This window comes from Nonomuraea dietziae (assembly GCF_014195505.1).
Classification (GTDB): Bacteria; Actinomycetota; Actinomycetes; order Streptosporangiales; family Streptosporangiaceae; genus Nonomuraea; species Nonomuraea roseola.
The window spans coordinates 835,992-848,790 of record NZ_JACIBV010000001.1; the positions used below are offsets into that span (position 1 = coordinate 835,992).

Annotated in this window: 16 protein-coding genes; 10 read left to right on the top strand and 6 right to left on the bottom strand. The window is 70.7% G+C overall.

The window, feature by feature from the left end; all coding sequences use genetic code 11:
- The first annotated feature begins 16 nt into the window (after positions 1-16).
- Genes FHR33_RS04305 through FHR33_RS04315 form a run of 3 tightly spaced genes read left to right on the top strand, consistent with a single transcriptional unit; the run spans position 17 to position 2,254 of the window.
- The gene (locus FHR33_RS04305; protein WP_183643801.1) at positions 17-676 is read left to right on the top strand and encodes a TetR/AcrR family transcriptional regulator; all 660 of its coding nucleotides are present in this window, start codon (positions 17-19) and stop codon (positions 674-676) included.
- A 35-nt stretch (positions 677-711) separates the two neighbouring features.
- The gene (locus FHR33_RS04310; protein WP_183643804.1) at positions 712-1,053 is read left to right on the top strand and encodes a YciI family protein; all 342 of its coding nucleotides are present in this window, start codon (positions 712-714) and stop codon (positions 1,051-1,053) included.
- 1 nt (position 1,054) lies between these two features.
- Complete coding sequence (locus FHR33_RS04315; protein WP_183643807.1) at positions 1,055-2,254, top strand: RNA polymerase sigma factor; 1,200 nt, start codon at positions 1,055-1,057, stop codon at positions 2,252-2,254.
- 29 nt (positions 2,255-2,283) lie between these two features.
- Here the strand turns inward: FHR33_RS04315 and FHR33_RS04320 are convergent, their stop codons facing one another.
- Positions 2,284-2,652: a DUF1801 domain-containing protein gene (locus tag FHR33_RS04320; RefSeq protein WP_183643810.1), complete on the bottom strand. Its 369-nt coding sequence runs from the start codon at positions 2,650-2,652 to the stop codon at positions 2,284-2,286.
- Between the two features lie 57 nt (positions 2,653-2,709).
- Between FHR33_RS04320 and FHR33_RS04325 the strand changes: the two genes are divergently transcribed.
- The 4 genes from FHR33_RS04325 (at position 2,710) to FHR33_RS04340 (ending at position 5,702) form a co-directional block, all read left to right on the top strand.
- On the top strand, positions 2,710-3,306 hold the full coding sequence (locus FHR33_RS04325) for an ArsR/SmtB family transcription factor (protein ID WP_183643813.1): 597 nt from the start codon (positions 2,710-2,712) through the stop codon (positions 3,304-3,306).
- A 1-nt stretch (position 3,307) separates the two neighbouring features.
- Positions 3,308-4,018: an SRPBCC family protein gene (locus tag FHR33_RS04330; RefSeq protein WP_183643816.1), complete on the top strand. Its 711-nt coding sequence runs from the start codon at positions 3,308-3,310 to the stop codon at positions 4,016-4,018.
- A gap of 69 nt (positions 4,019-4,087) precedes the next feature.
- The gene (locus tag FHR33_RS04335) at positions 4,088-4,912 is read left to right on the top strand and encodes an alpha/beta fold hydrolase (protein WP_183643819.1); all 825 of its coding nucleotides are present in this window, start codon (positions 4,088-4,090) and stop codon (positions 4,910-4,912) included.
- 28 nt (positions 4,913-4,940) lie between these two features.
- On the top strand, positions 4,941-5,702 hold the full coding sequence (locus FHR33_RS04340) for an SDR family NAD(P)-dependent oxidoreductase (protein WP_183643822.1): 762 nt from the start codon (positions 4,941-4,943) through the stop codon (positions 5,700-5,702).
- A gap of 26 nt (positions 5,703-5,728) precedes the next feature.
- Here the strand turns inward: FHR33_RS04340 and FHR33_RS04345 are convergent, their stop codons facing one another.
- On the bottom strand, positions 5,729-6,076 hold the full coding sequence (locus tag FHR33_RS04345) for an ArsR/SmtB family transcription factor (RefSeq protein WP_183643825.1): 348 nt from the start codon (positions 6,074-6,076) through the stop codon (positions 5,729-5,731).
- Positions 6,077-6,167: 91 nt separating this feature from the next.
- Between FHR33_RS04345 and FHR33_RS04350 the strand changes: the two genes are divergently transcribed.
- A complete protein-coding gene (locus tag FHR33_RS04350; protein ID WP_183643827.1) occupies positions 6,168-7,166 on the top strand; it encodes a zinc-dependent alcohol dehydrogenase family protein in 999 nt (332 codons plus the stop codon).
- Between the two features lie 102 nt (positions 7,167-7,268).
- Here FHR33_RS04350 and FHR33_RS04355 read toward each other — a convergent pair whose 3' ends face one another.
- Complete coding sequence (locus tag FHR33_RS04355) at positions 7,269-7,718, bottom strand: MarR family winged helix-turn-helix transcriptional regulator (protein WP_183643831.1); 450 nt, start codon at positions 7,716-7,718, stop codon at positions 7,269-7,271.
- Between the two features lie 141 nt (positions 7,719-7,859).
- Here FHR33_RS04355 and FHR33_RS04360 point away from each other — a divergent pair, with 141 nt between their 5' ends.
- Positions 7,860-8,666: an aminotransferase class IV family protein gene (locus FHR33_RS04360; protein ID WP_183643834.1), complete on the top strand. Its 807-nt coding sequence runs from the start codon at positions 7,860-7,862 to the stop codon at positions 8,664-8,666.
- Positions 8,667-8,705: 39 nt separating this feature from the next.
- Here the strand turns inward: FHR33_RS04360 and FHR33_RS04365 are convergent, their stop codons facing one another.
- From FHR33_RS04365 to FHR33_RS04375, 3 genes are all read right to left on the bottom strand, one after another.
- On the bottom strand, positions 8,706-10,205 hold the full coding sequence (locus FHR33_RS04365; protein WP_221240925.1) for an MFS transporter: 1,500 nt from the start codon (positions 10,203-10,205) through the stop codon (positions 8,706-8,708).
- A gap of 40 nt (positions 10,206-10,245) precedes the next feature.
- Complete coding sequence (locus FHR33_RS04370) at positions 10,246-11,316, bottom strand: sigma-70 family RNA polymerase sigma factor (RefSeq protein WP_221240926.1); 1,071 nt, start codon at positions 11,314-11,316, stop codon at positions 10,246-10,248.
- A 339-nt stretch (positions 11,317-11,655) separates the two neighbouring features.
- Entirely contained in the window at positions 11,656-12,141 is a 486-nt protein-coding gene (locus FHR33_RS04375) for a PTH2-like family protein (protein WP_183643837.1), read from the bottom strand.
- A gap of 112 nt (positions 12,142-12,253) precedes the next feature.
- Here FHR33_RS04375 and FHR33_RS04380 point away from each other — a divergent pair, with 112 nt between their 5' ends.
- Positions 12,254-12,712 carry an Lrp/AsnC family transcriptional regulator gene (locus FHR33_RS04380; RefSeq protein ID WP_183643840.1) on the top strand — a complete coding sequence of 153 codons (459 nt, stop codon included), beginning with the start codon at positions 12,254-12,256 and terminating at the stop codon, positions 12,710-12,712.
- Positions 12,713-12,799: the final 87 nt, after the last annotated feature.

Genomic DNA, 12,799 nt, shown 5'->3' on the forward strand with positions numbered 1-12,799 from the left:
ACGCTACAGTAATGTGATGAGCGCATCCGAACCAGACGGCAGGACCGCGCGGGCCAGGGCCACCCGCGCCCGCGTCACGGCCGCCGCCACGGAGCTGTTCGTGGCCGCCGGATACGGCGCCACCAGCGTCAACGCCATCGCCGCCAGGGCCGGGGTGGGCGAGCAGACCGTCTACTACGCCTTCGGCACCAAACGCGCCGTGCTCACCGCCGCGCTCGATGTGGCCGTCGCGGGCGACGACGAGCCGATCCCCACGCTCGAACGCCCCTGGGTGCGCGAGGCGCTGGCCGAGCAGGACCCGGTCGAGCAGATCAGGCGGCAGGTCGAGGGCGCGGGAGCGATCCATCTGCGGGCGGCGGCGCTGCTGGACGTGGTGCGCAGCGCCGCGGCCTCCGACCCCGACCTGGCCGAGGTGTGGGCCGACAACGTGGACCGGCGCCTGACCGTGCAGCGGGTCTTCGCCGAGGCGCTGGCCGCCAAGGGGGCGCTGCGCGAGGAGCTCACCGTCGGGGACGCCGCCGACATCGCCCTCGCGTCGCTGGCCCCCGAGACCTACAACCTGCTCGTCACCGGCCGGGGCTGGCCGCACGCCAGATGGCAGAGGTGGACCACCGGCGCCCTTGTCCACCACCTCACCACGCGAGCCTGTCGAAACGGCGGGAGCGAGTTCGTATAGAGACTGAGGAGAGGGAAACCACCCAGGAGGGCCCGATGAAGAAGTACCTGCTCAGCATCTACCAGCCCGACGGCGACCCACCCCCGCCCGAGGTGCTCGGTCCCATCGTGCGCGAGGTCGAGGCGTTCGAGAGCGAGCTCAGGCAGGCGGGCGCGTGGGTCTTCACCGGCCGCCTGCACCCGGCGGGCACCGCGACCGTGCTGCGGCCCGACGCCGGCGGCGTGCTGATGACCGACGGGCCGTTCGTCGAGGGCAAGGAGCACATCGGCGGGTTCGTCGTCATCCAGGCGCCCGACCTCGACGCCGCCCTCGACTGGGCCCGCAAGGCCACCCTGGCCTCCACCCTGCCCATCGAAGTCCGGCCGCTGCACGACTGAGATGTCGCAGCTCGAAGGTGTCTTCCGCGAGGAGTACGGCCGCGCCGTCGCCGTCCTGGTCCGTGCCTTCGGCGACATCGACCTGGCCGAGGACGCCGTCCAGGACGCCTTCGCCGAGGCCACCAGGCGCTGGCCGTCGGCGGGAACGCCGCCGAGCCCCGCGGGCTGGATCATCACCACCGCCCGCAACAGGGCCATCGACAGACTGCGCCGTGAGTCCACACGCGACGAGCGCCACGCCCAGGCCGTCCTCATGACGGCCACCGGCGAAACAGGCCAGGTGGAGGGGCCCGTGCACGACGACAGGCTGCGCCTGATCTTCACCTGCTGCCACCCCTCGCTGTCCACCGCCGCCCAGGTCGCGCTGACCCTGCGCCTGCTGGGCGGCCTGACCACCGCCGAGATCGCCAGGGCCTTCCTGGTGCCCGAACCGACGATGGCCCAGCGGCTGGTCCGGGCCAAGGGCAAGATCCGCGACGCGCGCATCCCCTACCGGATCCCGCGCGAGGCCGACCTGCCCGACCGGCTGCGCGCGGTGCTGTCGGTGCTCTACCTCGTCTTCAACGAGGGGTACGCCGCCAGCGCGGGAGACCGGCTGGTGCGCGAGGAGCTGTGTGCCGAGGCCGTCCGGCTGGGCCGCCTGCTGGCCGAGCTCATGCCCGACGAGCCCGAGGTGTGGGGGCTGCTGGCCCTCATGCTCCTGCTGCAGTCGCGCCGCGCCGCGCGCACCGCACCCGACGGACGGCTGGTGCCGCTGGCCGAGCAGGACCGAGCCCTCTGGGACCACGACCTGATCGCCGAAGGCCACCGGATCGTACGGCGGTGCCTGCGGCGCGACCAGCCAGGGCCGTACCAGATCCAGGCGGCGATCAACGCCGTGCACAGCGACGGCCCACCCACCGACTGGCGGCAGATCCTCGCCCTGTACGACCAGCTCCTGATGTTCACGCCCACGCCGATCGTCGCCCTCAACAGGGCGGTCGCCGTGGCCGAGGTCGAAGGCCCCGCCGTCGCGCTGGAACTCGTCGACGACCTCGACCTCGGCGGTTTCCACCTCTTCCACGCCATCCGCGCCGACCTGCTGCGCCGCACGGGGTGCGACGCCGAGGCGCTGCGGGCGTACACGGCGGCGATCGAGCTCACCACCAACGCGGCCGAGCGCGCCTTCCTGCGCACCAGGGCCGAGGCCATCGCCCGATAGCCGACGGGGCCGCCTGCGGTGGACGGGCCTCACTCCGGCATGTCGCACTGGTGCGCGATCGCCTCGCGTACCAGGCCGGCGACCGCCCCGGCCTGCCGCATCGCCGCATCGGCCGGCACCTCGCGCAGGTGGCGTCCCGAGCCGAGCAGGAGGTCGTGGGGGTCCTCCAGCAGCGCGCCCTTGTGGAAGATCAGCTTCACCCCCTTCTTCGTCGCCGCGATGCCGCACAACCAGTGATGCCAGTTCCCCTCGACGGTGAACGTCAGCCGCCCCCACTTGATCGACTGCTCCAGCCTGGGGTCGGCCTCCCGAACCACCTGGGCGAGCTCCTCCACCCGGCCACGCAGCGGCGCGTCCAAGCCGTCGAGCCACTCGCGAACGTCCTGTGTCTCGGCCATGCGCCCATGGTCGCACGCGTTCTTGACAAGAAAAATTGTCGGTGGGAGAGTGGAGCCATGTTCGACGTGACGGTGATCGAGGACCCGGCAGCCGCCGAGGCATCGCTGGACCCGATCAGGGCCAGACTCCTGGCCGAGCTCTCCCAGCCCGGCTCGGCCACCATGCTGGCCGCCAAGGTCGGCCTCCCCCGGCAGAAAATCAACTACCACCTCAAGACCCTCGAACGACACGGCCTGGTCGAGCTCGTCGAGGAACGCAGGAAGGGCAACGTCACCGAGCGCGTCATGCGCGCCACCGCCTCCTCCTACGTCATCTCCCCCCGCGCCATGGCAGGCGTCGCCCCAGACCCCAGCCGCGCTCCCGACCGGCTGTCGGCCCGCTGGCTGCTGGCCATCGCCGCCAGACTCGTCAGCGACGTCGGCACCCTCATCACCGGCGCCGCCAAGGCCCGCAAACGCGTCGCCACCTTCGCCATCGACGGCCAGGTCCGCTTCGCCAGCGCCGCCGACCGCGCCGCCTTCGCCGAGGAACTCGCCACCGCCGTCACCACCCTCGTCAGCAAGTACCACGACGAGACCGCCGAAGGCGGCCGCACCCACCGCGTCATCCTCGCCGTCCACCCCACCGTCGACCCCGACACCCAGGAGTCATGACATGTCGCACGAGTTCGAGCTCCACCACGAACTCTCCGTCGAGGCGAGCCCCGAGCAGGTCTGGCAGGCCATCGCCACAGGACCCGGCATCGACTCCTGGTTCATGGGCCGCACCCAGGTCGAAGAGGGCGTCATCCGCACCGCCTTCGGCGGCTACGCCCCCGACAACACCGTCACCGCCTGGGAGCCCGGCAAGCGACTGGCCGCCACCAGCGAGCCCGCCGACGACGGCCGCTTCGTCGCCTACGAGTTCCTCATCGAAGGCCGCGCCGCCAGCAGCACCGTCGTCCGCGTCGTCACCAGCGGCTTCCTGCCGGGCGACGACTGGGAGACCGAGTTCGAGGCCATGAGCACAGGACTGGCCCTGTTCTACGCCACCCTCGCCGAATACCTCACGCACTTCGCCGGCCGTACGGCCGTGCCCGTCACCGCCCACGGACCAGCGGACTTCGACGACCTACGCACCACCCTCGGACGGCCCGCCACCGGCGACACCCTCACTCTCACCCCGCCGGGACAGCCGCCGACCGAAGGCGTCGTCTACTTCACCAACTCCCAGACCATCGGCATCCGCACCCGCGACGCGATGTACCGATTCGTCAACGGATTCGGCGGCGGCACCTTCGCCCAGCACCACCTGTTCACCCCCGGCGCCGACCCCGACGAGGCCGACCGCGCCTGGACGGCCTGGATGGCCGACCACACCTCCTGACCCACCCCTCCTGCGCGCGGACGCCCCCCCCGCGCGCAGGAGCATCCCTCACCCTCCCTGGAGTCCTCCATGAACAAGGTCATGTCCACCGACGGCACCGCCATCGCCTACGACCGCAGGGGCAGCGGCCCCGCGCTCATCCTCGTCGACGGCGCCATGTGCTGGCGCGCCCAAGGCCCCAGCGGCCCCCTCGCCGACCTGCTCGGACAGCACTTCACCGTCTACACCTACGACCGCAGGGGCAGGGGCGACAGCCGCGACGCCACCACCTACCAGGTCGAGCGCGAGATCGAGGACCTGCGCGCCCTCATCGACGAGGCCGGCGGCGCCGCGCACGTCTACGGCATCTCCTCCGGCGCCGCCCTCGCCCTCGAAGCCGCCAACGCCGGCCTCCCCATCACCAGCCTCGCGCTCTACGAGCCGCCCTTCATCGTCGACGGCACCCGCCCACCCGCCCCCGCCGACCTCCTCACCAGGACACAGACGCTCCTGGCCGAGGGAAAGCGCGGCGAGGCCGTCAAACTCTTCATGACCAAGGGCGTCAACCTGCCCGGCCTCGTGGTCGCGATGATGCGGTTCATGCCGGCCTGGAGCAAGCTGAAGAGCGTCGCCCACACCCTGGTCTACGATCTCACCATCATGGGCGAGCGCCAGCTCGGCCACCCGCTCTCCACCGACCGCTGGACCGCCCTCACCATGCCGGTCCTGGTGGCCGACGGCGCCAAGAGTCCCACCTGGATCCGCAACGGAGCCAGGCAGCTGGCCGACGTCCTGCCGGGCGCCGAACACCGCACGCTCCCCGGCCAGACCCACATGGTCAAGCCCGAGGCGCTCGCCCCCGTCCTGACCGCCTTCTTCTCCGGCCACGACGCCCCGCCCCACCCGGCAGCGTGATCCTCCGCGCCTGGTAATTTGTCGGGTCGTGTCTGACTACCTACGCGAACTCTTCTCCCTCAGCGGACGCACCGCCCTGGTCACCGGCGGCAGCTCCGGCATCGGCTACGCCATCGCCGAGGCCCTCGGCAGGGCGGGAGCCGACGTGGTCATCGCCGCCCGCAGGGAGAAGGAGCTCAGGCTGGCCGCCGACCGGCTGCGCTCCCACGGCGTACGAGCCTCATGGATCAGCGCCGACCTCGGCCGGCGCGCCGACGTCGAGCGGGTCATCGCCGAGGCGGGCGACATCGACATCCTCGTCAACGACGCGGCCAACAACATCCGCAAGCCCATGGCGCAGCTCACCGACGACGACTACGAGCAGACGATCGCCGTCAACCTGACCGCGCCGTACCTGCTCGGCCAGCACTTCTGCCCCCTGATGGCCGCCCGGGGCTGGGGCAGGGTCATCAACGTCGGCTCCCAGCAGACCATCAGCGCCTTCGGCGACAGCGGCGTGTACGGCGCCGCCAAGGCCGCCATCGCCGGGCTCACCCGCTCGCAGGCCGAGGCGTGGTCCCGCCACGGCGTTCTGATCAACACGATCATCCCCGGGTTCGTGCTCACCCCGCTGACCGAGCCCGCCCAGTCCATCCCCGGACGGGTCGAGGAGCTCGCCGCCCGCCACATGGTCGGGCGCAACGGCGTGCCGGCCGACTTCGGAGGGGCCGCGGTCTTCCTGGCCAGCGACGCCTCCGCCTTCGTCACGGGCCAGCTGCTCTTCGTCGACGGCGGGTTCTCGGTTCACTGACCGGGTTTGCACTCGGCCCACGCCCTTTACAAAGTAGATCTGGTCGAGACGGCCAGGCCCACCCCTCTCGCCTGAGGGGTGGTGAGGGCGTCGAGCAGGCCGGGGAAGGCCTCGTCCATCTCGGCGCGGCGCAGCGCGTTCATCCGCGAGGTCCCCACGTAGTACTGCCGGATCAGGCCCGCCTCGCGCAGCACCTTGAAGTGGTGGGTGGCGGTGGACTTGCTGACCTGCATGTCGAAGTCCCCGCACTTGATGTCCTCGCCGGCCGCCTCGAGCTGCGTGACGATGCTGCGGCGTACCGGATCGACCAGGGCCTCCAGTATTCGCTGGAGGTCGAACTGCGGCACCTCGGGGTGCGGAGGCGTACGTCCCATGGGCCAATAGTACGACACTCATCGAAGTTTGACAGCCATCGTACTTTTGCCCGACAGTGGAGCGCGTTGACGACGAGCGAAGGACGGCGCCATGGCAAGGACTGTGCGGTTCCACGAGATCGGCGGGCCCGAAGTGATGCGACTGGAGGACCTGGAGACCGGCGAGCCGGGACCGGGCGAGGTGCGCATCAGGGTGGAGGCGATCGGGGTCAACAGAGCCGAGGCGCTGTTCCGGCGCGGTGAGTACATCGAGCAGGTGAAGCGCTTCCCCGCCAGGCTCGGCGCCGAGGCGGCAGGGGTGGTCGAGGCCGTCGGCCCCGGCGTGACCGGGTTCGAGGCGGGGCAGGCGGTCAGCAGCGTGCCCGCGTTCTCGCAGAACGACTACGGCGTCTACGCCGAGCAGGCGATCGTCCCCGCGGCCGCGCTCCTGCACCGGCCCGACGGCGTGGACGCGGTGTCCGGCGCCGCCGTGTGGATGCCCTACCTGACCGCGTACGGCGCGCTGGTGGAGGTGGGCGGGATGCGACCGGGCGATGCGGTGGCGCTGAACGCCGCCTCCAGCAGCGTCGGCCTGGCCGCGATCCACACCGCGAACCGGGTGGGCGCCACACCGATCGCCGTCACCCGCACCAGTGAGAAGAAGGAGCGGTTGCTCAAGGAGGGCGCGGCCGAGGTGATCGTCTCCGACGAGGAGGACGTGGCGGCCAGGCTGCTCGACCTGACCGGCGGCAAGGGGGTGGAGTACGTCTTCGACGCCGTCGCGGGGCCGGGCGTGACCGACCTGGCGCGGGTGGTAGCCCCTGGCGGCACGCACTTCCTGTACGGCGGGCTGAGCGGGCAGCCGACGCCGTATCCGGGATTCACCCTGGGCATGCCCGCCCTCAACATGCGCACCTACACGGTGCTGGAGACCACGAAGGACCCCGTGCGGCTACGCCGGGCGGCGGCGTTCGTGGCCTCGGGCCTGCGCAACGGGGCCTTCCGCCCGGTGGTGGACCGGCTGTTCCCGCTGGAGGAGATCGTGCGGGCGCACCAGCACATGGAGTCCAACACCCAGTTCGGCAAGATCGTGGTCACCGCCGCTCGCTGACCGCGGCACGGAAGACGGCCGGGGCCGGCGAAAGCGTCGCTCTCGTGGCCCGGCCTCCCTCCGCCACACGGCTCCTCGCCCGTGGCGGACTCCGCGGTGTCCCTAACCCCGAAGGGGCAGCGCGGCGAGCGTGCCGACGAGGGGCGCCAGCTCCGGCAGGCCCTCCGCTTGACGTAGGGCGTCGGCCAGCGAGGCGTCATGGGTCGGACGCGCCCGCTCCAGCGCGGCTCTGCCCTCGGCGGTGAGCTCGGTGTAGATGCCCCGGCGATCGTCGGGGCACAGATACCGCTGCAGCAGCCCCCGCTGTTCGAGCCGGGTCACCAGCCTGGTGGTGGCCGAGCGGCTCAGCACCACGGCCCTGGACAGCTGGTTCATCCGCAGGTGGAAGCCGTGCTGGCGGGCCAGCACGTCCAGCACGCTGTACTCGCTCACCGACAGGTCGTGCTCGCGCTGCAGCGTCCGCTCGAGCGTGTCCTCGATCCGCGCGTGCAGCGCCGCCAGCGTGCGCCAACCCTGCGCGCGAGCCTCGGCGGCGTCGTCATCGATCTCCACAGGCTCCACCCCTTCTTGCGAACGACTCTTGCATGGGGCACTATTGCCTATGCAACATGACGCGTTAGCAACTATCGCGGACGCTGCTGATTGCGCACGCTGCAGATCAGTCTAACGCCGCGACCGTCTTGGGGGGCTTGCATGACTTCGACCGCTGTTGTTCAACGTAACGGCCGGGTGGCGACCGCCGAGGATCTGGCGCCACTCGCGTTCGCGGGCTATGCCCACTTCACCGCCATGCAGGTGCGCGGGGGCCAGGTCCGCGGCCTCGACCTCCATCTGGAACGGCTGCGGACGGCCTCGATGGAGCTGTTCGGCCAGGCGCTGCCCGACGACCGGGTACGGGCCCACCTGCGGGCGGCGATCGAGGCAGGCCCCGCTGACCTCTCGCTCACGGCGACGGTCTACTCGCCCGCCGGCGAGTTCACCGTGGCCGGAGCTGAGGTGGAGCCCGAGGTTCTCATCCGGACCGGACCGGCCGCGTCCGGCCCCGCGGGCCCGCTGACACTGACGACGGTCGAACACGAACGCGCTCTGCCTGCCGTGAAGCACGTCGGCGAGGTGGCCAAGACGTACTTCCTGCGCCAGGCCGTCGCACAGGGCTTCGACGACGCCGCCTTCGTCGACCGGCAGGGCCGGCTCAGCGAGGCGACGATCTGGAACCTGGCCTTCTGGGACGGCGCCGCGGTGGTGTGGCCCGAGGCCGAGATGCTCGCCGGGACCACGATGGGCATCGTCCGCCGGCAACTGGATCGCCTGGGCGTCCCGCAGCGCGTCCAGGAGGTCACGCCCGCCGACCTGCCGGCGTTGGCCGGAGGTGTGGTCATGAACTCGTGGACGCCAGGGGTGGCGGTCCACCGCATCGGCTCGGCGCCCCTGCCTGAGGCGCCGTCCTTCCTGGAGCTGCTGCACCGGGCTTACGAGGCCGAGCCACTCACCTCGCCGTGAACGCGTGAGCGCCGCCTGGGGCCTCTGATCGGATGACTCTCATCGCCGCGGCGAGGTCCCGGCAGCGCTCGCCGGCCGCGGTGGTGCGGCCACGGCGCTCGGTCGTCTGCCCGGCATGCCGAGCGCGACGAGCATGCCGGCGAACGCGAGCACGGTCACCGCGCCCATCGCCGCCGTGAAGCCCGCACTGAACTCCTCGTCCGACGCGTAGCCCCCGGCGCTCGCGAAGACGGCGACCGAGACCGCGACACCGAACACCCCACCGAAGATCCGTAGCATCATGAACGCGCCGGACGCCTGACCGATCTCCTGTGCTCGCACCGCTCCGACCACCGCCTTCTGCGCCGCGGGCATGGCCATGCTCAGTCCGGCGCCGCCGACGATCAGCGCGGGCACGAGCTCGAGATAGCTCGTGTCCGTGTCGGCGACAAGCGCGATCCAGCCCATGCCGAGCGCCTGCAGCAGCAGCCCGCCGACCACGAACTTCCGCTCGCCGACCTTGTCGGCCAACCGGCCGGCGATGGGCGCGCACACCATCAGCGTCGCCGTCCACGGCATCAACCGCAGGCCGGCGCCGAGCGGCCCTTCCCCTTGTACGGTCTGGAAGTACTGCGCGAGGAAGAACATCGTGCCGTACAGCGAAGCGAACACGAGGAAGTTGGCCGGGTTGGCCGTCGCGAACGCCCTCAACCGGAAGAACCGCATCGGCAGCATCGGTGCCTTCGTGCGGCGTTCCCACAGCACGAAGGCGACCACCAGCGCGACACCGAGCACCATCGCGCCCAGTACCTCCGCGCTCCCCCAGCCGGCCGCGTTCCCACGGACCAGACCCCACACGATGCCGAACGCGCCCAGGGTCACGAGCACGACCCCGACCAGGTCGAGCCTGCTGTTCGGGCCGAGGCTCTCCTCGACGCGCCGCGCCGTGAGGATGATGGCGATCACCCCGATCGGCAGGTTCAGCCAGAAGATCCACTGCCAGGCCAGCCCCTCGGCGATGACGCCGCCGACGAACGGGCCGCTGAACGTCGCCAGCCCGGTGATGCCCAGGTACAGCCCCATCGCCTTCCCTCGCTGCTGCGGCGGGAACATCGCGCTGATCAGGGTGAGCGACAGCGGCAACACCATCGCGGCACCGACACCCTGCAACGCCCTGGATGCGATGAGCATGCCGATGTCGGGGGACAGCGCGCACGCCGCCGACGCGACGGTGAACACCGCCAGCCCGACGGCGAACATGCGGCGGCGGCCGAACCGGTCACCCAGCGCCGCTCCCGTCAGCAGCAGGACCGCGAACGTCAGGTTGTAGGCGTTGACGGTCCACTCGAGCGCTTCCAGCGATGCCGTCAGATCCTGCCGGATCGTGCTCAGCGCCGTCGTCACGACCAGGCTGTCCAGGGCCATCATGAACGACGCCAATGAGGCAAGCGCTAACACCCATGCCTGCTCGGACGTCATCCGTCCCCCGTCGATGGTCACCGCTTCTCCTTCTGCTCGGGTCTTCTCGAGATGCACTGGCGGATTTTCGCGCCCCTGCACGTGCTGTCTCTGCGTCGGGTCTGCATCCACACGCCGCCCATCAGGTGCGGAGCGATCGTGGAAGTCCGAAGACCGGCAGAAGTGAGTTGTCCAGGAATCGCGTCAGCGCGGTGATCCGGTCGCCGGTCAGAGTCAGGACGAGCACGCCGTGCGCGTGCAGGATCGGCGTCCGCGGGTCACGTATGTAGCAGCCGAACGCCGGTTGGCCGTTCGCCCGCGTCGGCATCAGCACGTGCCGGCGGCCGTCGCTCAGCGCGACGGTGGCCAGGAAGTGCCGGACGGCGTCCACGCCCTGGTATTCCAGCGGCAGCGGCGGCATCGTCAGCCACGCGTCGTTCGTCAGCATGGCCACGATCGCGTCGACGTCTCCGGCTTCGAACGCGCGGGTGAAGTCATCCATGATCCTGCGCTCCTGTGGCGAGTCGGGGAGCGGAGCGCTCTCCCGAGCGGGACCCGGCAACTCACGCGCCAGCGCCCCCCGTGCTCGTTTCAGCGCGCTGGTCACCGCGTTCTCTGTCGTGTCGAGGATGTCCGCCACCTCGACGGCCCGGAAGCCCAGGACGTCCCGCAGCACCAGTACGGCTCTTTGCCTCGGCGGCAGCTGCTGCAGCGCTGCCAGGAACGCCAGCGACACCGACTCCCTGACCTCGTATCGCGCCTCCGGTCCAGGCGTGTGGTCGGCGATCTGGTCGAGCAGCACATCGGGGTACGGCTCCAGCCAGCTCGGTTCCGCTCGGCGGTGCGACGGCTCGGGAAAGGGGACCTCCGGCTGGTAGGACGCGAATTCGTGCGGACGGCGGGCACCGGCCCGCAGGACGTTGAGACAGCGGTTGGTCGCGATGCGGTAGAGCCACGTCCGTACCGACGCGCGCTCCTCGTAGCCGCCGATCCCGCGCCAGGCCGCCAGCAACGTCTCCTGCAGCAGGTCCTCGGCGTCCTGCACCGAGCCGAGGATGCGGTAGCAGTGCACCTGGAGCTCACGCCGGTACGGCTCGACGAGCCCGCGGAACGCCTCACCGTCTCCTCGCCGCGCCAGCGCCAGCAGATCCTCGGCCGAGCGCCGGTCATGGGCCGGGGCATCGCTCTGCCCGGCCGGCGGCATCCCTTGCATGGTGGCTCCTTCTCGCTTGTCGTTCCTCTCGAATAGATGGACACCGCCGATGCCGGAAACTGGTCGGCCTGCGCCCAGATTCCGCCATTCCTGTCCGACTCGGCCCTACGGCTCAGGGCTCGGCCCTTTGGCTCCGTGCCATCGGCGTCGTCACAAGCAGAGTCGTCACGGCAGCAGAGTCGTCACGGCAGCAGAGGAGAGAGGACGGTGCGTGAGGGGCCGGGTGACCGGCGATGTGCGGTCAGGCGCGCGCGCCGGGCGGCCGCCGAGACCGCTCGGCGCCGAGGGCCGGTCTGGATGACGCCAACGCGGCAGCCGGCATCGCGCAGGCGCCCCTTTTCAGGGCATCAGGGGCAGGCGGCCCACGATCTTGTCCACGCGGTTGCGGGGGCCGACGATGCTGACGGCGTAGTAGTCGAGGTCCTCGGCCCGGCTCTCCTTCACGGTGTGGAGATAGTCCGCGTAGACGCGGGTGTGCTGCGCGGCGGAGGGCATGTCGGCCACGAAGCAGCCGTCGGACGCTGCCGCTCTGGAGCGGACGACCCGCAACGTGGCGGCGTCCGCGACCAGGATGGAGCAGCCCGCCCAGGGCAGCCCCGGGTGCGCGCAGCCGTCCGCGTCGACAGCGTCCTCCCCCAGCAGACCGGTCACCGCGCTCGAGGTCGTGGCCGCCGCGCAGACGGCGGCGTTGACCGCGCGACCTGCGGGCAGGCCCTCGTTGACCACGATCACCCACTTCAGGCGTGCCGCCCGCGTCGAGAGGGTCGGGTCCCTCTCCTCCGGCGCGAAGCCGACAACCTCTGACGTGATACCGCGCTCGGCCATTTCTTCCATCCCTTGCTCACTCATACGGGCTACGCCGGATACGCTATAGAGATATACGACAATCGAACAAGAGATTCGTATTTATATCGGACAGCACGGGATGTGGGCGGTCATGGACGAACTTGATAAGGCAATCCTGCGGGAACTGCAGTCAGATGCACGGAAGACCAACCGCGATCTCGCCGCCGCGGTGGGCGTCTCGCCGACGACGGCGCTCGATCGCACCCGCGCCCTGCGGCAGCGGGACATCATCCGCGGCGCGATCCTCGACGTGGACCTCGCCGCGATCGGACGCCCGGTCCAGGCCCTCATCGCGATCCGCGTACGCCCGCCGTCGCGACGCAACATCGAGGGCTTCCGCAACTGGGTCAGCGAGCTGCCTGACACGCTCGGCGTCTACGTGACGACAGGGACCGAGGACTTCATCGTGCACGTCGCGGTCCCCGACAACGCCAGCCTCTACGCGTTCGTCATCGACAAGCTCACTGAGCGCCCCGAGGTCGCCGACGTCCGTACCTCGATCGTCTACGAGCACATCCGCAACCACCAGATCGCACCCGTCACCCCATGAGCACACCTCACGACCCCCGCACCCACACTGCAGGCGCCCCGTCCGGCGGCTGACGCGGGCACGTTGACCCGGCCCGCCTGACGCTCT

Bases quoted from the DNA above. Each gene is read 5' to 3' on its own strand.
- FHR33_RS04325 (WP_183643813.1), top strand. From the start codon at position 2,710: ATGTTCGACGTGACGGTGATCGAGGACCCGGCAGCCGCCGAGGCATCG.
- FHR33_RS04310 (WP_183643804.1), top strand. From the start codon at position 712: ATGAAGAAGTACCTGCTCAGCATCTACCAGCCCGACGGCGACCCACCC.
- FHR33_RS04320 (WP_183643810.1), bottom strand. From the start codon at position 2,652: ATGGCCGAGACACAGGACGTTCGCGAGTGGCTCGACGGCTTGGACGCG.
- FHR33_RS04375 (WP_183643837.1), bottom strand. From the start codon at position 12,141: ATGGCCGAGCGCGGTATCACGTCAGAGGTTGTCGGCTTCGCGCCGGAG.
- FHR33_RS04345 (WP_183643825.1), bottom strand. From the start codon at position 6,076: ATGGGACGTACGCCTCCGCACCCCGAGGTGCCGCAGTTCGACCTCCAG.
- FHR33_RS04305 (WP_183643801.1), top strand. From the start codon at position 17: ATGAGCGCATCCGAACCAGACGGCAGGACCGCGCGGGCCAGGGCCACC.
- FHR33_RS04350 (WP_183643827.1), top strand. From the start codon at position 6,168: ATGGCAAGGACTGTGCGGTTCCACGAGATCGGCGGGCCCGAAGTGATG.
- FHR33_RS04380 (WP_183643840.1), top strand. From the start codon at position 12,254: ATGGACGAACTTGATAAGGCAATCCTGCGGGAACTGCAGTCAGATGCA.
- FHR33_RS04315 (WP_183643807.1), top strand. From the start codon at position 1,055: ATGTCGCAGCTCGAAGGTGTCTTCCGCGAGGAGTACGGCCGCGCCGTC.
- FHR33_RS04330 (WP_183643816.1), top strand. From the start codon at position 3,308: ATGTCGCACGAGTTCGAGCTCCACCACGAACTCTCCGTCGAGGCGAGC.
- FHR33_RS04360 (WP_183643834.1), top strand. From the start codon at position 7,860: ATGACTTCGACCGCTGTTGTTCAACGTAACGGCCGGGTGGCGACCGCC.
- FHR33_RS04335 (WP_183643819.1), top strand. From the start codon at position 4,088: ATGAACAAGGTCATGTCCACCGACGGCACCGCCATCGCCTACGACCGC.
- FHR33_RS04370 (WP_221240926.1), bottom strand. From the start codon at position 11,316: ATGCAAGGGATGCCGCCGGCCGGGCAGAGCGATGCCCCGGCCCATGAC.